Source organism: Photobacterium sagamiensis (genome assembly GCF_050337085.1).
Taxonomy (GTDB): domain Bacteria; phylum Pseudomonadota; class Gammaproteobacteria; order Enterobacterales; family Vibrionaceae; genus Photobacterium; species Photobacterium sagamiensis.
Genome location: NZ_JAKJSP010000029.1, coordinates 61,227 through 81,434, shown reverse-complemented (window position 1 = coordinate 81,434; position 20,208 = coordinate 61,227). Strand labels below are relative to the sequence as shown.

General features: G+C 42.8%; 20 protein-coding genes. 9 read left to right on the top strand and 11 right to left on the bottom strand.

Annotation, left to right across the window (positions count from 1 at the left end; translation table 11 throughout):
- Positions 1 to 74: 74 nt before the first annotated feature.
- Complete coding sequence (locus L4D76_RS15185) at positions 75 to 569, bottom strand: CreA family protein (protein WP_428441738.1); 495 nt, start codon at positions 567 to 569, stop codon at positions 75 to 77.
- Between the two features lie 443 nt (positions 570 to 1,012).
- On the opposite strand from L4D76_RS15185, the gene L4D76_RS15180 reads away from it, so the two are divergent.
- Positions 1,013 to 1,342, top strand: a complete 330-nt coding sequence (locus tag L4D76_RS15180) for a hypothetical protein (protein WP_428441737.1) — start codon at positions 1,013 to 1,015, stop codon at positions 1,340 to 1,342.
- 106 nt (positions 1,343 to 1,448) lie between these two features.
- On the opposite strand, the gene L4D76_RS15175 is transcribed toward L4D76_RS15180, so the two are convergent.
- From L4D76_RS15175 to L4D76_RS15160, 4 genes are all read right to left on the bottom strand, one after another.
- The gene (locus L4D76_RS15175) at positions 1,449 to 2,498 is read right to left on the bottom strand and encodes a hypothetical protein (RefSeq protein ID WP_428441736.1); all 1,050 of its coding nucleotides are present in this window, start codon (positions 2,496 to 2,498) and stop codon (positions 1,449 to 1,451) included.
- Between the two features lie 11 nt (positions 2,499 to 2,509).
- On the bottom strand, positions 2,510 to 2,956 hold the full coding sequence (locus L4D76_RS15170) for an META domain-containing protein (RefSeq protein ID WP_428441735.1): 447 nt from the start codon (positions 2,954 to 2,956) through the stop codon (positions 2,510 to 2,512).
- Positions 2,957 to 3,007: 51 nt separating this feature from the next.
- Positions 3,008 to 3,238, bottom strand: coding sequence for a hypothetical protein (locus L4D76_RS15165; protein WP_428441734.1), 231 nt, complete (start codon positions 3,236 to 3,238; stop codon positions 3,008 to 3,010).
- A gap of 331 nt (positions 3,239 to 3,569) precedes the next feature.
- Entirely contained in the window at positions 3,570 to 3,878 is a 309-nt protein-coding gene (locus L4D76_RS15160; protein WP_428441733.1) for a DUF1289 domain-containing protein, read from the bottom strand.
- Positions 3,879 to 4,332: 454 nt separating this feature from the next.
- Between L4D76_RS15160 and L4D76_RS15155 the strand changes: the two genes are divergently transcribed.
- Entirely contained in the window at positions 4,333 to 4,884 is a 552-nt protein-coding gene (locus tag L4D76_RS15155; RefSeq protein ID WP_428441732.1) for a hypothetical protein, read from the top strand.
- A 33-nt stretch (positions 4,885 to 4,917) separates the two neighbouring features.
- On the opposite strand, the gene L4D76_RS15150 is transcribed toward L4D76_RS15155, so the two are convergent.
- Both L4D76_RS15150 and lhgO read right to left on the bottom strand, forming a co-directional pair.
- On the bottom strand, positions 4,918 to 5,226 hold the full coding sequence (locus L4D76_RS15150; RefSeq protein ID WP_428441731.1) for a hypothetical protein: 309 nt from the start codon (positions 5,224 to 5,226) through the stop codon (positions 4,918 to 4,920).
- Between the two features lie 712 nt (positions 5,227 to 5,938).
- Positions 5,939 to 7,129, bottom strand: coding sequence for an L-2-hydroxyglutarate oxidase (gene lhgO / locus L4D76_RS15145; RefSeq protein WP_428441730.1), 1,191 nt, complete (start codon positions 7,127 to 7,129; stop codon positions 5,939 to 5,941).
- 192 nt (positions 7,130 to 7,321) lie between these two features.
- Here lhgO and L4D76_RS15140 point away from each other — a divergent pair, with 192 nt between their 5' ends.
- Positions 7,322 to 7,816: a GNAT family N-acetyltransferase gene (locus L4D76_RS15140; protein ID WP_428441729.1), complete on the top strand. Its 495-nt coding sequence runs from the start codon at positions 7,322 to 7,324 to the stop codon at positions 7,814 to 7,816.
- Between the two features lie 71 nt (positions 7,817 to 7,887).
- Here the strand turns inward: L4D76_RS15140 and L4D76_RS15135 are convergent, their stop codons facing one another.
- The 3 genes from L4D76_RS15135 to L4D76_RS15125 form a co-directional block, all read right to left on the bottom strand.
- Entirely contained in the window at positions 7,888 to 8,427 is a 540-nt protein-coding gene (locus L4D76_RS15135) for a GNAT family N-acetyltransferase (protein ID WP_428441728.1), read from the bottom strand.
- A 232-nt stretch (positions 8,428 to 8,659) separates the two neighbouring features.
- A complete protein-coding gene (locus L4D76_RS15130; RefSeq protein ID WP_428441727.1) occupies positions 8,660 to 9,103 on the bottom strand; it encodes an SRPBCC family protein in 444 nt (147 codons plus the stop codon).
- Between the two features lie 1,032 nt (positions 9,104 to 10,135).
- Positions 10,136 to 10,729, bottom strand: coding sequence for a hypothetical protein (locus L4D76_RS15125; protein WP_428441726.1), 594 nt, complete (start codon positions 10,727 to 10,729; stop codon positions 10,136 to 10,138).
- 687 nt (positions 10,730 to 11,416) lie between these two features.
- Here L4D76_RS15125 and L4D76_RS15120 point away from each other — a divergent pair.
- Positions 11,417 to 12,625 (top strand): NupC/NupG family nucleoside CNT transporter, encoded by a 1,209-nt coding sequence (locus L4D76_RS15120; protein WP_428441725.1) that lies wholly within the window; start codon positions 11,417 to 11,419, stop codon positions 12,623 to 12,625.
- Positions 12,626 to 13,144: 519 nt separating this feature from the next.
- Here L4D76_RS15120 and L4D76_RS15115 read toward each other — a convergent pair.
- Positions 13,145 to 14,020: an NAD(P)-dependent oxidoreductase gene (locus L4D76_RS15115; protein ID WP_428441724.1), complete on the bottom strand. Its 876-nt coding sequence runs from the start codon at positions 14,018 to 14,020 to the stop codon at positions 13,145 to 13,147.
- A gap of 264 nt (positions 14,021 to 14,284) precedes the next feature.
- On the opposite strand from L4D76_RS15115, the gene L4D76_RS15110 reads away from it, so the two are divergent.
- The 5 genes from L4D76_RS15110 to L4D76_RS15090 all read left to right on the top strand — a co-directional run bounded on the left by L4D76_RS15110 (position 14,285) and on the right by L4D76_RS15090 (position 20,192).
- Complete coding sequence (locus tag L4D76_RS15110; RefSeq protein ID WP_428441723.1) at positions 14,285 to 14,860, top strand: hypothetical protein; 576 nt, start codon at positions 14,285 to 14,287, stop codon at positions 14,858 to 14,860.
- A gap of 262 nt (positions 14,861 to 15,122) precedes the next feature.
- On the top strand, positions 15,123 to 16,952 hold the full coding sequence (gene secD, locus L4D76_RS15105; protein ID WP_428441722.1) for a protein translocase subunit SecD: 1,830 nt from the start codon (positions 15,123 to 15,125) through the stop codon (positions 16,950 to 16,952).
- A 4-nt stretch (positions 16,953 to 16,956) separates the two neighbouring features.
- Positions 16,957 to 17,856, top strand: coding sequence for a protein translocase subunit SecF (gene secF, locus L4D76_RS15100; RefSeq protein ID WP_428441721.1), 900 nt, complete (start codon positions 16,957 to 16,959; stop codon positions 17,854 to 17,856).
- A 339-nt stretch (positions 17,857 to 18,195) separates the two neighbouring features.
- Positions 18,196 to 18,903, top strand: a complete 708-nt coding sequence (locus L4D76_RS15095) for a hypothetical protein (protein ID WP_428441720.1) — start codon at positions 18,196 to 18,198, stop codon at positions 18,901 to 18,903.
- A gap of 101 nt (positions 18,904 to 19,004) precedes the next feature.
- Entirely contained in the window at positions 19,005 to 20,192 is a 1,188-nt protein-coding gene (locus L4D76_RS15090) for a cystathionine beta-lyase (protein ID WP_428441719.1), read from the top strand.
- Positions 20,193 to 20,208 lie beyond the last annotated feature (16 nt).

The following is a 20,208-nucleotide window of genomic DNA, read 5'->3' as shown; positions in this document are numbered from 1 at the left end:
CCAATCTCTTTAATTAGAGATATTGGCGCTTTTTGTTCGTCAGGCCTTTATGGCTACGTTGGTATTGCAGATAATTATTGTTGCTTCGCAGCCTGCTCGGCTGCCATCAAATCTGTCCAGGCTTCTGAGCCATATAGTGGAACCGTTGACAGTGAATGCTTATAGCTACCCTGAGTTTCCTTAGTAGAGTAAGACAGGTACATCAAAGTCTTGCTATCTTTATCGTAGATACGGCGGATTTTCAGGGTCTTAAACAAGATACTCTTCGAAGCTTTAAAAACCACTTCACCGTTTTTCGAGGTATCGATGTCTTTCATCATGTCCATGGTGATAAAGCCGGTTTGTCGGCAGGCAATTCCCATATCAGAAGGATCTGCTAAATCGAGGTTTCCCTGAACATGGCTGATATGACAGGTTACCCCCGTGATTTCCGGATCGGTGAACGTCTGGATTTTAATATCTTTGGTGGTGAACATGCCTAAGCTGACATCGCCCACTTCATCATCTGAGCAGCCAGCTAATAGGGCTGTTGCAGCCAGTAATCCCACTAATAATGGCGCTTTTTTCATTTGATTCTCCAATTCCGTCATATCTAGTTACACTCTAAAACGTTTGAGCATTCATTAGCTTATACTATTTTCAACAAAAAAAGGGGGAAGCATTAGGATTCATCCAGATTAGCCGGTTCTGATACTCATTGCTCTGCCATGGTCAATTGACTGACTATTAGTACCAAGTGTGATTATAGTGGTTTCATAATCTGGCACTATATGCTGTTATCAAGGAAAGTATCATTACCATGTTATCGTAAGTATCTGAAAAAAAGCACTTATTATAATGTGAAACATAACTGAGAATGTTTAAGCTGAATGGAAACGAAATTTTTATTGAGAAAAATAGTCATTTAAACTTTTCTTTAACAAAAAATACACATAGGATAATAATTACAGCACGTTTTAAAGGCGACGTTTAGCGGAGAATTTTTACACATAAATAGAATCTGGAGGATAAGATGTCAAATATCGTAGCTTTTCCAGTAAAAGAGCAGCCAAGAGAGCTAACGCCACTCGAACAAATTGTCGAACAGGAGCTGCTGGATATCGGTGCCGACCACCAAATGTCAAGAGTGATCATTGAACGAATGGAAAAATTTTTATCACTTGCTTCATTTGAGTTTGGCATGAGCATGAAGGTATCAAAAGAGTGTGTAGAAGAAATGCGTAAATCTGTATTCCCTGCAATTTCACAAATGGAAGATAACATCAAAGATGCGATGGGCGAATTGCTGACGGAGCGGGTACTTCACGAAATTCAGCTTTATCAATTAGAGCAGCAAGCGTAATCAATCAGATAATCAGCATCAGCAATTAGAACATGACAATTATGGACATTTCTAACTGAACGCCGCTGCCACAATGCAGCGGTTTTTCATTTTTGCTTATCAGAATCTATTTCGGGCCGGCTGAATGGGTGTTACCGACCCGCCATAGCTTTTCAGCATGGGACCCGAGACCCCAGAAACTTAGCGCCAATAAGGCAAAGAAAATGGTCTTATGGGTAGAGTTCCAGAAGTACTCAAAGTATCGGGTATAAAAGTTGATTAGTAAGAAGGTGATACCAAAACTGCGGCTTAATGTGTCATTAAACTTAATGCCAATGTAAATCGCAACTATACAACATACCACGGCCAAAGCTGACCAATGCAGCAGCTCAATCTGTCTGATTTGTGACCACGCATTGATGTCGCCAAAGTTGCCGAAAACAGACAGTAACCAAAGTGACAGGAACAGGTAGAGTAAACCGACAAAGCGGGTGGGCTCCTGGAGGTGTTGCTGCTTCTGATAATGTTGAAACGCAAGGCTTAGTGCAGTTATGCCAATACCAACAAATACAAATCGCAGGGGATGATTCATGCCTAAAAAATAATTGCCTGTGTCAGATAAGTAAGATGTCTCTGCCAGTACCCAACAGCCGAAGGCAAACAGAGCAAATAACCAGATAAGCACAGAAGATAGCCTTAAACCCAATCCTCCATAAATGAGTGTGAGCAGTAAGAGCAGTAATGCGTCATGGGTACTGCCGTATAAGGTGGTTTCGCCGAAAAAAAACACCGATACGGCTGTTATCAGTACGCCAAAAAAGAAGGTCGCTTCATTACTGATGGTTTTACTCGGGTACTTCTGCCGGCGACGAATACCCGCCGCATAGAGTAGGATCGCAATAGCTGCGGAAAGTATGGACAACACTCCAGCGGGTGCATCAACGATTTTGGCTAACAGATCCAGTAAGTAATCATCGGCAAGTAATACCCCGATCGAAATAATGAAGCAGGTGATGGCAATCCAAAATGAATAGACGGCGAGTAGCTTCCAGTCTAAACCAACAACCTGGTAACTCTGCCTGAGTTGATCTGCTTGATCTTTGGTTAAACTCTTTTCTTGCTCCCAGGTATCAATCGCTGATTTGAGTACCTGAGCTTTTCTTTTATTTAATTTCATGTAAGTTATTCTTACTTCTCATTATCGTCAGCGACAACCTCTCCAGGCATGAAGGTCAGAATATGTTGTTCAGACGTCAACGTTAGAATATCGTTTTCAAGCGCGGCATTGCTCCATTGCTGGAGAGATTTTGTCATTACCGATTCAATGGTCGCTTGATCGTCTTGAATACAAGCCATTTTAGTGGATCCCATCGCTTTTACTCTGAACTTATTCCCATCAATTTCAGCTTGGCCAAAGAAACGGTTACAGCCACCGAACCCCGCTACTTTTAAATCGGAATCAATTGCGATATTCGGGGTGATCCGGGGTTCAGTGATGTTGATCTCTTTCCCGTCCACTTTAGTAAGTACCCAACTCTGCTGAATTTTTTTGGCTGAAAAACCGCTGGGTGGATTGTTATCGCAACCCAGTAGCGATAATGATGTAACTATAACTGCCAGCAACCACTTATTCATCGTTTTAGCCTTATTCATCAGAGGATTAGTACTAATTTTAGCATATCAAGACTAGCTACGACCGAAGAAGTTAACTTCCCCCGAACGAAAGTGAAATCCCTGATTTTTATCTGGAGTATAAGATTGTAGAACGTGCTGGGCTTCACAGTAACTCTCATTTTCGTTGTATGCATCTCTCGTGATATCGATGGTTCGTTCAGCCGCTCTGCGCACGTCGGGATCCACCGTTCTGTCACTAAAGATGATTTGCTGGTTAACAATCAGTTGTTTTAATGATTGCATACATATCTTTTCATTATGTGGTAGTACATTGACGGGTTGGGCAAGTAACTGTGATGAAATAGGTATCATCAAGAGGATAATCGTAGTATTGAGTTTAAGCATGAGTTTAATGTGTCGACGGTGCACTGCAATCTTAATAATAAATACCATTATATGAACATTGTTCATTATTTCAATGCAAGAGGGGAAATAATTTGAAAAAACAAAGTACTTACTTATACCCAAAGCACTTCAAGATGCATTGTTCAGCGAGAATTGAATTCCCAGAGGAAGCTCTGAATCATGCATATTGTATATAGTATTGAGACATTTCTGTCTCAATACTGGCGGGCTAATCAAGAAGTGGCAGGGCTGATAAACATTCGCGGCACAGACAGGCCCCAGGCTTGATTGTTGAAGTATTACGTTTGGATAATTCAAAACACCAGCAGGTTGATTTTCCCGCGCTAATGTCACAGTAGGCTGGCTTACCACATTGGCTACAGGTATGCGTTGACCGAATACCCTTGATTTGACCTATCTTGTTACTGTGTTGTTTATCTGACATATGACGCCATTCTCCAATTTCGGCCATCGTACGGAAACAACCACTGCAAATCCCTTCATTGTTCTTACATTTTGCAACACAAGGTGTTTTCATTGTTTCTACACGATGACAAAATACAACGGAGGCGTAATGTATCTGTTTCTTGTTCTTGTGTCGATGACCTATACCCAAGTAACCTCAAGATGCTCGTTTCAGCGAGAATTTCCTGGCGCTAAGGTCAGGCGCTGATTTGTAGATATAGTCGCTCTACATCAAAAATCAGCAACGCAACATGAGTGCCAGGAAAACTCGCCCTTCGGGAGTGATCCAGCCAGCCCACTCCTGTGTCAAATGCACTCGAAAGGACCTGCCATTCCTTCGTACATTTTCCTTGAATTGAACTGGCTGGTATCACTCTGAATCCTGCATCTTGAGGTCACTTGGGTATACACTAACGCTTTTGCCATATGTGTTAGTTGGAATATGACCGTTGATGATGATTTGGCGAATAGCTTAAGATTTTTTTGCCATACTTGAAGTACTCTGTCATTGGTACAGGAAGATAAGATTGAAAAAGTCTTTAATCATACCGACGTGGACTTTAGTGGGCATTGGCTTGCTGTTAAATGTGGTATCAGCGTTGATGACCAATTTTTATATTGATGATGCAACTCGTCAGGCTAACTCCCTTATCCAGCAGCAAGCTAATAATGACAAATTAATTACACTTACCTGGCAACAAGTTGAAACTGTTGAACGTAAACGCGAGCATGTATTAGGGCTGATGGCGAATAGTGACTTGATGAATAAGCCGTTAGCACCTGAAATTACGCAGCAAGTGATAAGTGATTTAAACTATTGGATAAAAAATGAAATTTCAACACTATCATTAAACGGGGTTTCTCCATTAATGGTTGAATTAAATGAGGTGCAAGTTGAACAGAGAGATAAAATAAATCATCTCTATCTGAAAAACTTGGATTTAATTGACTTGTATTCAGATGAAATGAAATATATTTCCCGGCTTAGGAATCTAGCCTTATTTTTGCAGATAGTAGGTTTGGGGTTGGTACTATCAAGAGATCTGAGTCGTCATGATTACATTGGTAAGAAAAAGTAAGCCCCAGAATATTCTGGGGCTTGGGATTAGTAATTATTTGTTGGTAGAGTGGAATGCAAAACGAGATGATTCCTTACCAGTTTCAGTTTTTGCTTTGTATTTAACAGAACGCGAATTTTCAAGTGTCAATGGAATGAAAACTCGACCATTTTCATCAGTTTGGTAGCTTTTCTTTTGTTGGGGAACATTCGCTACAGAAACTGAAGCATTGGCTGCTGGTTTACCATTTTCAGTGATAGTAACCCAAGCGCCGTTATGAGTATCTGCAACTCTGATGTCCGCAAATGCTGAAGAAGACATTAGAATTACAGCGGTGGCTGTTAGTACTTTCAAGCTAGACATAATCTTCACCTCATCGTTTGGCAGTAAATACCAATTTGTTATAAGTATATTTTGTCCACAATCACTTTATAAGACCTATCGTTGACAAATATATTTCAAAAAAGCCTAAAAAATTAAAGATGCTTTGATAACAAACGGTTAGACCAAAAACTGTGATTTTAAAATAAGCTTGGTCATCTATGTGCATATAAAGCAATTCTAAAATTTTGCTTAATCATGCCTGTTGCTTATTACATCACTATCGATATGAGTATAGTCATATCGATAGTAATACGGTAAGTTTTTTCTATCAGGAAATTTTGTATTATTTCTAAGGTAATTAATTGTTTGGAAATAAAGACTATTTTATATATATACCTAATTATTATGTGGATAATAGTGCTGATGATAAAATATCGGTTATGATTTTTGTTTAATATTATTTCTTATAAAAAGATCGTAATGAAAGTTTGTTTTATAAAATGCAAGTTCTAATAGTTGAGAGAATAAGGCATCGATGTCCGGCTATTGTTATATCCCCAAACCACCTCAAGAGGATCTCCCAAAGGGCGAGTTTCATTGGCTTTTATTCTGTGTTAGCCATTATCTAAATAGAACCACTATCACTCAAATGGCCGCCTTGACTAAAAGCCAATGCATTCTCGCTGAACTCTGCATCTTGAGGTGGTTTGGGTATAATTATCGGTTAAAGAAAAAATAAGCAGAACTCCAATTACATATCCAGTTGATCAACAATATAGCCAGCAATCGGAAAGCATGAGGTTGCGGCCGGTGAAGGGGCATTACAAACAACTAAAGCGCGGTCAGTGTGGTGGAAGAGAAAATCATCAATTAATTGTCCTTTTTTATCGACTGCCTGAGCACGAATACCTGGCGGGTAAGGTTGTAAATCATTCAGTTTCAGCTGAGGACAATACTTTTGTACCCGCTTTAAATACGCGGGTTTCCAGAAGCTATTTGTTAATTCTGTTACAGCAGAGCGAAAGTGCTGACGAATAACTTTCCTGAAACCGGGGAAAGTGAGCATTTCAGTGCAGTCTTTAAGGTGCAAACTATGCTTGTTATAGCCTTCTCGTGAGAAGTTAACAACGGCATTGGGCCCGACGGTCACACTGCCATCGATCATACGGGTAAGGTGAACCCCTAAGAAAGGTAAATTCGGATCAGGAATAGGATAAATTAAGTGGTTTATCAGCTGATTGTGAATTTCAGGCAGTTGATAGTAATCACCACGGAAAGGAATGATCTGGAATTCGGGTTCATCACCGAGTAGCTTGACAATACGATCTGCCATCAGTCCGCCACAGGCAATTAATTTATTGCAACGCAGTGTCACGTCGTTAGCCACGACGGTTACGCCATTGTCCGTTTCATCAATATAGGTAACTTGGTGGTTGAACAGTACCTGGCCTCCAGCTTGTTTGATCAACTCAACCAGTTTCAGGCATATTTGTCGATAGTCGACAATGCCAGTGGAAGGGATCAGCAGTGCACCAAGCCCCGTAATATTTGGCTCTCTTTGTGCCAATGCCGCATGATCGAGGATCTCAAATTCAATATCATTCAGCACTGCTCGTTCGGCCAGATCCTGCATTCGTTCCAGTTCGGTTTGAGTCGTTGCGACTAAGAGCTTGCCACACTCATCAAATGGAATGTGGTGTTGCTGACAGAATTGTTTGATGGCTACGTTACCCTGTCGACAGAACTGAGCCTTTAAACTGCCAGGTGTGTAATAAATCCCGGCGTGAATGACACCACTATTATGGCCTGTTTGATGAAAGCCCGGGGCCATTTCTTTCTCGACTACAACGACATGGCATTCTGGCTGGCGTTTCTGCAGCTCATAGGCGGTACTCAAACCGATAATACCTGCGCCAATGACTAAATAGTCACAATGGATCATGTAAGCACCTATGGTGAAGAATATTGATAGCAATAATCCTAGTCGATGTCTTCGATGAGAACTGTGCTATGGCTGGAAAAACAATAGATTAGTGATGTCGAGACATAAAAACAATGGTATGTTTTATGTTGATTATTGATTGAATAAATGTAAATCACCTCTAGTGATAGTGATGTAATAAAGGGAATATTGATGGAAGTGATTGTTCGACATAGTGAAGATAAAGACATTGAGCCAATCAACAACCTGTACGCGGGTAAAAATGCTTTGAGCGGAACGCTGCAACTTCCATTCCCGTCACTCTCTATGTGGGAAAAACGTTTGAATAACCTGCCTGAAGGGGTATATAGCTTAGTTGCTGAAAAAGACGGGATGATTGTTGGGCAATTGGGTTTTGAAGCAATACAACGTGCAAGGCGCAAGCATGTTGGTTCTTTCGGGATGGCCGTACATGATGATCATCAGGGGCTTGGGGTGGGTACTAAACTGCTTACTGCAGCAATTGATCTTGCAGAGAATTGGTTGAATATCAGCCGTGTTGAATTGTCGGTTTTTGTTGATAACCATTCTGCGATTGCGCTTTATGAGAAGCATGGTTTTGTCATTGAAGGCGAAGCGGTTAATTTCGCTTATCGAAACGGCCAGTACGTCAATGTGTACCACATGGCGAGACTGAAGAAGGGCTGAATGGCATTCAGTGTTACACCTACACATTTTTGTAACAGAGCGAATACCAATCCAGTTTAATATTGATGGTATTACGCTTCTGTCATCATATTTAGTTCATAATATTCCAAATTTTCAGTGATCATATTCACCCTTGTTGCATCGATTTTTGTGGTGATATGCTCCATACCTATTTTCTGCATTACTTTTCCAGGTGCAGGATCACGACTTAAATGCTGGGCGTAGATGACCGCTATATTGAGTCGATTGAAGCCAAATTCTGTGACTCGTTCAGCAGCTTCCGTACAATAGCCAAGCCCCCAGAATGGTACGCCAATCCAGTAGCCGAGTTGGGCTTTTTGCTCATAAATATTGTGCAAGCCAACGCAGCCAATAAGCTGATAGCTCGACTTGAGTGTAATGGCATAAATGGCGGATTCCTGACTTTGCCAACCCGCCAGATGTTTACCAATCCATTGGCCAGCCATGCCATCATCATAAGGATGAGGAATATTGATCGTGCCATTGGCAATACTTTGATCCCCAGCTAAGAGCTGCACTTTATTGGCATCGGAAAGCTGAAGTGGTCGTAAAATGAGCCTTTCTGTTGTCAAAAGGGGTTGCTGTCCCATGAGTTCATCCCTGAATGCAAATTTGTAAATTAATACGCTATGACTATGAATTCGATATCATAGACACAATAATATCGACCAGATCAAAAATGTACTCAAGTAATTTAACCCAAAAGTATGACTTTCCTATTGTTTTAAGGTGAAACGTGGTGAAATCAGTAGAATATAGGCAGAGGTCGACAATCTTGATGTCAGCCCGTCAGTGTGAGGTTACGGCTGTTGGTCGGCAGGGTCAGCGTTTCCATTCAGACTCTCCAAGTTGGGCAATGTGCGATAAAGCTTTTCTGATGTCTTTTTCTAATAAATATTTGATAAGCCAACCTGTACCTTTGATCTTCGGCGAAAAATTTATCCGATAATGGATCAGGCTTTGGTTCGCGTTGATATTTTGAAATCGGATCCAACCGCCATGCTCTTTGACAGGACCGCCTTGAATAATTTTATAGTGAAGGTGCTCGTTTTCTTTGTAATCAATAATTTGTTCTTGAAAAGTAAATGGCCCAGTTGTGACTTCTCTGACAGCGCCAATTCCATTGGCCTCAGGCTTTCCTTGTCTAACTAATGAAAATTCAGCATTAAAAAAGCGGCCTAAGTTTTCATGGTCAGAGAGCAGGTGGAACAGAATGTTTTTCGGTGCATTAGCTGTTTGCTCTAATGTGATGGTGTGAATGCCCATTTGTCCCAACCTCCATTCATACTGTAACGGGAATGCTAACAAAATGTAGATCCGTGTCAAGGTTTTGTAAAAAAGACGTTCTGGGAATTATTTTTAAAATCAGAGAATTAGTTAGACTATTGTTTTGTAGTAAAGGCTACTTGATTTCACGTGTTATCAACAGGTTGTGACTGCATGTGATCTAAAATATGTTGAAGAAAAGGTAACTTATTGATATGCATGATAGGGCATGGTGTTATCTACAAAAATATATATAACTCGACAGCATTAGTGCATAAAACATGGAGATAAGTCACAAAAAAAATGCAGATGATACTTGTAAAAGAGCATGAAGGCTTTTATATTGGTTTGGAAGATATAAATCGTTCGGTGAAATTTATTAGAGAATATGGTTAACCTTAGTCCATTCAAATAGGTAACTTCTTAGCATCACTTCCACGAAAAATATCTCATTGATCATTCATTCCTGAGCTTGTGCTTCAGAACATTGTTGATGCATTCATGTTTGTTTTTAAGCAGTTTAATTTAGACAGGAATTTAGAGATCGTTTTACTTTCACCTAGTTGTAATATGTTCGTCATAATTACTTGGTTATAGTAGAACAAATAAGAGAGTGAGAACGGTATTAAATTTGTGATATCAAGCTTGCTCATTGATTAAAATGAGAGGTGTTATATGAAAAGTCAGAACCGTAGAAAGTGGTTTTACTACAAAAATCAAACAACTAAAACAAAATCTAACTAATAGAAAGTGCGCTGAAGCGCTATGATTGTGTCTTAGGCCAATCAACTGAAGGCCCTTATCTGAGAGACCTTTAGTATCCCAGTAGCCAGGAACACGCTGAACCAAATCGGTGTTTCTGGCTAACTAAAAACACCCACATCAATATAGTTCTCCCCGATACATTAAATTAAAACACATAACGTTTTATCGGAAAGGCAAACGTTTGCTTTTTTTGGCGTATCATGAAGTTTCAATATCTATTTGTCTATTATCAATAAGCATAATTATTTGAGCTTATTGATAATGAAACTATTGATAGATTTTACCCCCTATCGAGGCTTTTTCCGGCACGGATACTATCCGCGTTCCGCCCAAATAGACATTCCCTTGCACAACCAGAAATTTTGGCAGTTCAGTGATTGGTGTATTTGCCAGATATAAATCCCCCCCGACGTAGATATAAGGGGGAAGTTGTGTCAGTTTCGTTCCCATCAGGCTCAAATCTCCTTTGACCTGTAACCCATTGTTCAGATAGGCAACCTGGGAATGGGCAAGATTAATAAAGCCGCCAACTTTCAATGACAGGGGAAGCCGAGTCACTGAGCTGTAAGCCAGGTTGAGGTTTCCTTTTACGATGAGTTTTTTGGGCAGGCGCTGGATACGGCTGTTCTCTAAATTCAGGTTTCCATTAACCACCATAGGATCTGGCAGCTCAATATTTGTGGTATTACGGAGCGTGACATTGCCATAGGAGTCGGTGTAGTTCAGTAGCTTGAGCTCTGATACATACTGATTGGCGTGTGCGAGGCTGATTGTATTCAAGCTGGTGAACATGATAGCAGCACTTACCCCGGTGATTTTGATACCGGTAAGCAAAGTGGTGGGGAAGTGGATTCCTGCCATAGTAAAAATGCCCTTAACTGGAATAATAGCGATTATCTTCAATTATTACTGCTTACATAACAGCACATTCAGCATCAGCGAGAATGACTTCAGCAAAATCGGCTATTTATGATGTTGTGTACAATAATGCCTTGCTACTGTGAACTGTCAATTTTAACCGTAGACTTTTCGACACTATGTTGTTTTTTATATTCAGAATCAAAGCTATACCCAAATTTAGACAAACTGTAATCCCTTTCTCCCTTTTTGCGCTATATGGAATTTCAAAACGAAATAGTAACGTCGTATGCGAAAAGTCAAAGATTGAGCTTATTGCCTTATATCTGCTTGCAAACTATCCATTCGAATCCAGATCACATTAAAAACTATAATCAGGGTTGTTAATGTGATCTACATCTCTATATACTCCGCTCCCGGCCAGAACCATTGAGTTCAGCCACCTTAGTTACAAGCTGTCACCATGGAAATGTGAACGACCCACGGAGTTGGACCGGCATGACTTTTAGCTTGTTATCAAGGTGACTTGTATGTTGTTTGTTTGGGCGGACAGATCCTTATTGTCTAAGCTTTATTGCTTGGATCCTTCCTATTTTGCTTTTTCCCCGAAAGCTTATGTTCCCCAATGGCAACAAGCAGTAACACCTTCATTTTTCGACATCCATTTAAGAAAAGCAGTAGGACGAAATAATGCAGTTGTTAATTAGTTTGGCCGGTATTTTGGTACTGGTAGTGTGCGCTTGGGTATTTTCTGAGAACCGTAAAGCGATTAACTGGCGTACCGTTGGCGGAGCCTTGTTCTTGCAAGCAAGTTTTGCCGCTTTGGTACTGTATATACCCGTTGGGCAAAAGATGCTGGGGTCGATGAGTCGTGGTATCGCCAGCGTACTGGGGTTTGCCGATGAAGGGATCAAGTTCCTGTTTGGTGATCTTGCAACGTCCGGTTTCATTTTCGCAGTTCGCGTCCTTCCTCTTGTTATCTTTATCAGTGCTTTAATTTCTCTTCTTTATCACCTTGGCGTGATGCAATGGGTGATTAAGGTGATCGGTGGTGGCATCCAGAAGTTTCTGGGTACCAGCCGTGCAGAGTCATTAGTTGCTACGGGCAATATCTTCCTTTCTCAAGGCGAATCTCCGCTTCTGGTTAAACCTTTTCTTCCTCAAATGACCCGTTCAGAACTCTTTGCCGTAATGACGGGTGGTATGGCTTCCGTCGCGGGCAGTGTGCTAGGGGGTTATGCTGGCCTTGGTGTTGATTTAAAATATCTGATTGCTGCAAGTTTCATGGCCGCACCGGGTAGTTTGCTTATGGCTAAGATTCTGGTTCCCGAGCAAAACGTTGCCGTTGAGCAAACAGATATTGAAATGGCAACCAGCGATCATAGTAATGCAATCGATGCACTGGCTGCGGGTGCCATGAACGGCATGAAAGTTGCGGTCGCTATCGGTACTATGCTGATTGCTTTTGTCAGTGTTATCGCAATGGCGAATGCCGGCTTTGAAATGGTTGGTGAATGGTTTGGTATGAGCAACCTGACACTGCAAGGTGTTCTGGGTTATATCTTCTCGCCATTAGCCTTCGTGATTGGCGTACCTGCGAGTGAAATGCTGCAAGCGGGTGGGTTCATTGGTCAGAAACTGATCCTGAATGAATTTGTCGCATTCCTTGATTTCGTTAACGTGAAAGAAACCCTTTCATCCCAGAGCCAGATTATTATTACTTTTGCTCTTTGTGGTTTTGCTAATATTGGCTCGATTGCGATTCAGATTGGTTCTATCGGGGTGATGGCACCAGAGCGTCGTGGTGATGTCGCAAACCTTGGCTTTAAAGCGGTATTGGCTGCAACCCTGGCTAACTTAATGAGTGCCGCGTTAGCAGGTATTTTTATTACGCTATAATTTTACTCATCTGTTATAGCTCCTTCGGAGGAGCTATTGATCATGAACTGCCATTTAAGCCGTCGTTTATAATGACGGCTTTTTATTACCCTTGTATTGAATGGTGTTCGATTGTTGCTATACTTCCGGTAAACTCCAATCAAGATTAGTGATAAATATGCGGATACTCGTTTTCGGGCTTTTTGTGTGGAGCTCTTTTGGCTTACAGGCAGAGACTGACCCCCTGTTTTTATCACAACTGCCTTTACTATCCACAGGAACAGACACTATAGATATTCCTGTTACGGAGCTTCCGGCAAATCAAACGACAATGGATGAGTGGATTTTACAGGCTTCTACTGAACAGGATAAGGCGACAAGAGTGGTTGATCCCGGGTTCGAACCCAGCAGTGAGATCATGCGAGAAAGGGAAGCGAAACAAGAGGCCTGGGATCGGTTATTTCAAGTTTTTTTTACTGAGTAGAAAACAAAGAGGCAAGAAATGCCTCTTTGTTTTGAACATAATGGTATTGACCATGCTTATTGTTGATCAAACTGCTTAATCAAGACTGAGGTATCGGCGCGGTTAAGACCGCGTTGTTGTAGCTCGGCGTACTTTTCATCGACTTGTTTAGCCAGTGGTAGCTCAACACCCAGTTTCTCTGCTGCATCAAAGCAGATACCTAGATCTTTACGCATCCAATCAATGGCGAAACCAAAATCAAACTTGTCCTGCGCCATCGTGACGGCACGATTTTCCAGCTGCCATGATCCTGCCGCACCGTGTTTCAGTACATCGGTCATCTTTTCAATATCCAATCCGGCAGACTTTGCCAGAGTAATCGCTTCTGACAGACCTTGCAGTATGCCAGCAATACAAAGTTGATTTGCCATCTTGGTAATTTGACCGTAGCCAACATCACCCATTAAGGTGCTGGCTTTGGCATAGCTATCAATAACAGGCTTGGCTTTTTCAAAAACATCAGCGTTTCCACCGATCATTACCGTCAGGCACCCGTTCACTGCGCCAGCTTCACCACCAGAGACCGGCGCATCAAGGAAATCGGCTTGAATAGCTTTGGCTGCTTCTGCCACTTCACGTGCAACTTCTGCGGATGCCGTGGTGTTATCAATCAGGATCGTACCGGATTTAATTGCCGATAGAATACCATTTTCACTGGTATACACCTGGCGAACATCGCTGTCATTACCGACACAGGTAAAAACAAAATCAGCCTCTTTTGCCGCTTCGGCCGGAGTCAGTGCCAGTTGGCCGTTATGGCTTTTAAGCCACTTTTCCGCTGTTGCTGTCGTACGGTTATAGACAGTAACATTATGGCCAGCGTCGGCAAGGTGACCTGCCATTGGGAAGCCCATAGTACCTAGTCCGATAAATGCGATATTTTGCTGAGTCATTATAATTGCTTCCCTGTTTTGTATTTATTTTGATTACAGCAATATATACCCAATCTATCTCAAGATGTAGCGTTCAGCGAGAATTCAGCGGCTTTTAATCAAGGTACCCATTTGAATAAATAGTGGTTTAGAGCGCTGTCTCGTGTTTGATTCAGTACAGTAAATCTGAGGTTATTGGAATAATCGCTTGTAACGCTTGTAAGAGAACCTTATGATGCATCGCTCTCAGTTTTGGTTTTTTAACCTTGTGTTGATTTGATAACTATGTTGGCAAATTTATTTCGTGCATTAATGATGGTGATATGTCTCGGGGCCGCTTCTTTTGCCCACGCTGACGCACACCTGACGAAAGCTGACATCAGTTCTTTATCTACAGCCGGTGATTTACAACGAGCAGATGTGTTACCTGCCACGGTAACGCAGCAAATCAATGAATCGCTGAACCTCCATCCTCTCTTTGCCAAAGCACATTTTTCGACGAGTCAGAAAATCCAGGATGATGGCAATAACGCACTTATCTGGAATCTCTCTCAATCGGTTGAAAAAAAGCAAGGTGAGCAACATTCATCACAAGGACATACCTATCATCTAGGACTGACAAATTCTTCCAGACAGGCCAGTCTTAGCCGTCATGATCCTGAAGAAGTACAGCCTTGTTATCAGTTAGCAATCGAACTGCCTGTTCCTCCTGCACCCATTATGATGATTGGTTATACGGAGCGCTTCAGTGAGTCTCTTAACTGGATGTTGAACACGAATCCTCCCTCTTCACGAATATCCGGCTGGAAAGAGAGTAATCTCGTCCATACGCGATACCAGCATCAGCTTTCTCACGCCTAATCGATCACTGCTCTGAAAATCTGTGACTGTGCCCTGTACTGCTCTGCTTATATATAGCATTGCTCTATGTTGCACTCACATATCATCAGATCTTTATGGCACATAGATCAGAATAATGCGGGAAAGCAAATTAATAACCACGTTATTTCCCCCGCATTAACGTTTCTGTTCATGTTGCTTAGGTATTTAAATCCATAGATCACGAGTTCACAAATGGCTTGGTAGCCATTATTGAGCGGGTGAGTTAGATGGCGATTTGATAATGAGAAAACAGAAAAACACCAAGATATTCAACCACTATTCGGCCTGGAAATATGCAGTGCTGATAGTGATGGTATTTGTAATGCTACTGAGTGCCATTCCGACCTGGTATGGCGAAGATGCTGCCATACAGATTGGATCTAAAGGCGGTGTTATCCCATCACCTTTAGCCATGCAGCACCAGTTAGAAGGAAAAGGGATCAATGTTAAGCGCATTGATCAGCGCGCAGATAAAACGGTTGTTGTGCTGCAAGATGAAAATCAGCAGACAGCTGCGAAAGCAACCCTCTCTGAAATGGTTCAAGATCCGTCTGGTTTGACATTGGCATTGGAACCGGCTGCACCGTTATGGCTGCAAAATATGGGATTCGAACCGATCAAGCTGGGGTTGGATCTTCGAGGAGGTGTGCAGTTTCTGCTTGATGTTGACGTCGACCAAGTCTACAAGGCACAAGGTGAGCAGCTAACAGATGAATTGCGTCAGTTATTCCGTCAGGCAAGCATTCGTGCCGTTCGGGTGGAACAAGTAAAAGCAGAAAAGTTGCAGGTAAGGTTGCCGGTTTCAGAGACTGCCAGCTCAGAGGTAAACAAGACGGTTCGTAAATTCATTAGGACTCAATATCCTCAGTGGCAAGTGACCAAAGGCAATAATGGCAATATTGATCTGTCGCTAAAAGATTCGGAAAAAACAGCGCTGCGCAACCTGACGGTTCAACAGAACCTGCAAATTATGCGAAGCCGTATCGAAGAGTTGGGGATCACCGAAGCGTTAGTACAGCGACAGGGTGAGCACCGTATTCGTATCGAGTTGCCGGGTGTACAAGATCCAGCTGCAGCTAAAAACGTGATAGGTGCAACTGCCAGTCTGGCGTTCTATGCCGTGAAAGAGCAAGGTAGTGGCAGTACCATGGAACTGAAAAACCAGCAGGGGCAACCCGTTCGAGTGGGACGTAACCCTATTCTGGCTGGCGACCATATCATTGACGCCCGTGCTAGTTTCGGCGAGATGGGAATGGCTGAGGTGAACATCACCCTCGATAGTTCGGGTGGCAAGATAATGTCTGACTTTTCCCGCCATAATATCGGCAAGCCGATGGCGACGTCATACAGTGAATACAGCCGTGACAGCAAGGGAGAGACTTCTCAATCCCATGAAATTATCAGTGTTGCGACGATTCAGTCACAGTTAGGTATGCGTTTTCGTATTACCGGGGCCGGTTCAATGGCAGATGCGCAGGAATTGGCATTGCTACTTCGTGCTGGCTCGTTAACTGCGCCTGTTACGGTTGTTGAAGAACGTACCATAGGCCCGACATTAGGTGCTGAAAATATCGAGAATGGCTTTGCTGCTCTGGGGCTGGGGCTAGGTGTGACACTTTTGTTTATGGCTGTGTGGTATCGCCGCTTAGGTTGGGTGGCGAATGTGGCGTTGATCACCAATATGATCATGTTGTTCGGCTTACTCGCTTTGATCCCAGGCGCAGTGCTGACTTTACCCGGTATCGCGGGGTTAGTACTTACTGTCGGTATGGCGGTTGATACCAACGTGCTCATTTTTGAACGTATTAAAGATAAGTTGAAAGAAGGGCGCAGTTTTGCTCAGGCAATTGACCGTGGCTTTAGCAGTGCTATCGGCACAATTTTCGATGCGAATTTTACGACCATGATCACCGCTGTCGTGCTTTACGCCATTGGTAACGGTCCGATTCAGGGGTTTGCGTTGACTTTAGGTTTGGGTCTGTTAACCAGTATGTTTACCGGTATTTTTGCTTCTCGCGCCATGATCAATCTGGTGTGGGGCCGTGATCTTCGTCGAAACGTTAGGGTATAGAGCCATGATTATTAATATGAAAAACGCAACAACATGGCGCCATTTCACCAGTGTCGTCTCAGTACTGCTTATGGTTATTTCTATCTTTCTTATCGCCAGCAAAGGGTTGAACTGGGGCCTTGATTTTACCGGTGGGGTGGTCAGTGAAATTCAGCTGAATAGTAACATTACCAGTAGTGAAATCGAGCCGCTGTTAAAGGCAGGATTGAAACAAGATGTCACCGTGATTGCGGCAGGCGAACCCGGTCGATGGGTGCTGCGTTATGCCGTTCCCGCCGTTGGGGCAGAGTTACCTCCGATCCCGCAGATGCTGTCGCCATTAGTAAGCGATATCCAGGTATTGAATACCAGTATCGTGGGTCCGCAGGTTGGTCAAGAACTGGCAGAGCAGGGCGGTTTAGCTTTGCTCGTCTCTATGCTGTGTATTTTAGGTTATCTGAGTTATCGTTTTGAGTGGCGTCTGGCTTCAGGTTCATTGTTTGCGTTGGCTCATGATGTGTTGTTTGTACTGGGCTTTTTTGCCGCAACCCAAATGGAGTTTAACCTCACCGTACTCGCGGCCGTATTAGCCATTCTTGGCTATTCGCTGAATGACTCGATCATCATTGCCGACCGTATTCGCGAATTGCTGATTGCTAAACCGAAGTGTTCTATTGAGGAAATTAATAACCATGCCATTAAGGCAACATTCTCCCGCACCATGGTGACCTCGGGGACAACACTAATGACAGTCGGTGCATTATGGCTTCTTGGTGGCGGGCCGTTAGAGGGGTTCGCGATTGCTATGTTCATCGGAATTGTTACAGGTACCTGGTCATCGATTTCCGTGGGTACGACGTTACCTGAACTGTTTGGTCTGCGACCAGAACATTACCTGCCAAAACCGATATCAGAAGAGCCATAAGGCGATCAGTCAGTGGGAGTCATGCGATAAAGCATGTCTTCCACTGAATATAGCTAATTGCCATTATGACCTTGGTTGTTATTGGCTCGGCTTCCCGTTGTGAATGTCTATAATCGGCATAAAAGGACCGCTATTAAGGTGGTCTTTATTTGTATTAACGAAGACTGGCATCAGCGGATGTTTAATTTGCTTTGCATATGTATTCGCAAAATGAGACGGTTAAGGCTTTGTTATCCGTAAATGCAGCAGTGCAGGTCTGAAAATATGGGCATTATTATTGCTTGCGTTCATTGTGTGTAGGGAAAAACTATATAATTGATAACTTATGAGGGCGGCATTATGTATGACGCAGAAATGAAGTTAAATCATCAAATTGTTCAGTTTGTCGAAACACAATTACATCTTCTGTTACCGTCCCAAACATCGCTTCAATCACCCTCCATGATGACTGAGCAAAATATGCATTTGGTCATGATGCCAATACTGGCCCAATACCTTGCGGGCTTAAAGGCAATTGATTGTCTGTTAAGCAAAGGGTTTACCGCGCAGACCCGAGGCATCTTTCAGACCCTTGGTGATGATTATGAAGACATCATCTTTTTGAGTCTGCCCAGTCAGGATGGACAGTTGACCCCATTGCATAAAGAGTATCTTAAAGGTGTCGCAGGTGATGATTGCCGTACGTGTTATAGCCCGATTTCACGGTGTGAGATCCGGAATATGATAAAACGAGCAAATAGTATTAATCATAATGTTTTTCAGCTCTACCCCAAAAAGCAGGCTTTGCAGGTACTAAGGCCGCATGGTGGCAAGCCATGTTCAGTGGAACTCGCTTTTATGTTACACCGTCACTATGCCTATAAGGCGTTATTACTCACCATGTTAACGGCTAAGGTAGCCAGTGATACTGAGATCATGCGAGCTTGTCTGAATTATCGTGCTCATTTAGAGATGATCGACCCTCAAACCATTCAGTTAGACTATGAAGCAATGAGTGAAGGGGCCACATCTCGTGAATTTAGAACAAGTTTTGTCGCAGTAAAATAGAACATGGTTATATACCCAATAGCTGGTTAAGTATGTTAACGTCGCAGTCATAGCAATGCTTTGCAGTACAAGTAAAACTTAAAAGGATATTTGGGTTTATCATGGATAAAAAAAAACTAGATACAAAAATTGTCACCGCTGGGCGCTCGAAGAAGTGGACTCAGCATTTGGTCAACCCCCCCGTAAGCCGTGCATCGACGATTGTTTTTGATTCTGTCAAAGAGATGAAGCATGCAACGGCCAATCGCGCCAATAAAGAATTGTTTTATGGTCGCCGGGGCACCAATACCCATTTCGCTTTTCAAGATGCGATGGTTGAACTGGAAGGTGGTGTTGGTTGTGCTTTGTATCCATGTGGTACCGCGGCGATTTCTAACGCGATTCTGTCATTTGTGAAAACCGGCGATCATATTCTGATGGTTGACGGTGCCTACGAGCCAACGCGTGATTTTTGCGACAAGATCCTGGATAAAATGGGGGTGGAAACCACCTATTATGACCCAATGATCGGCGAAGGTATTCGAGATCTGATCCGCCCGAATACCACTGTACTCTTTCTTGAATCCCCTTGCTCTATTACGATGGAAGTGCAAGATGTACCGACGCTTGCACGCATTGCCCATGAGCAGGATCTGGTTGTCATGTTGGACAATACCTGGGCATCTCCAATTAACTTTCAGCCTTTTGAGCATGGTGTCGATATTTCAATTCAAGCGGCAACGAAATACATCGTTGGCCATTCAGATGTCATGCTGGGTACAGCGACTGCCAATGAACGTTGCTGGGATCAGCTGCGTGAAGGCAGTTACCTTATGGGGCAGTGTACTTCTCCGGATGACGTGTATCTCGCCATGCGCGGATTGCGCACGCTTGGAGTACGCTTGAGGCAACATGAGCAAAATAGTCTTAAGATTGCTCAGTGGCTGTCAGAACGTGAAGAAGTTGATCACGTACGTCACCCGGCTTTTGAAAGCTGTGAAGGGCATGAGTTCTACAAGCGTGACTTCAAAGGTTGCAACGGGCTATTTTCTTTGGTTTTAAAACGAGGAAATACCCAAGCCTTAACGGCTTTGCTTGATGGAATGGAACATTTCAGCATGGGTTACTCATGGGGTGGATTTGAAAGCCTGATCCTGGCGAATGAGAATATCAATTCGTTGCGTACAGCGAAGAAGAAAGACTTTGCAGGCCCGATGCTGCGTCTTCATATCGGTTTAGAAGACGCTGAAGATCTGATCCGCGATCTTGAAAAAGGCTTCGAGCGTTTTAACGCTGTACTAGACAACTAATCAGGATGTCTTCACA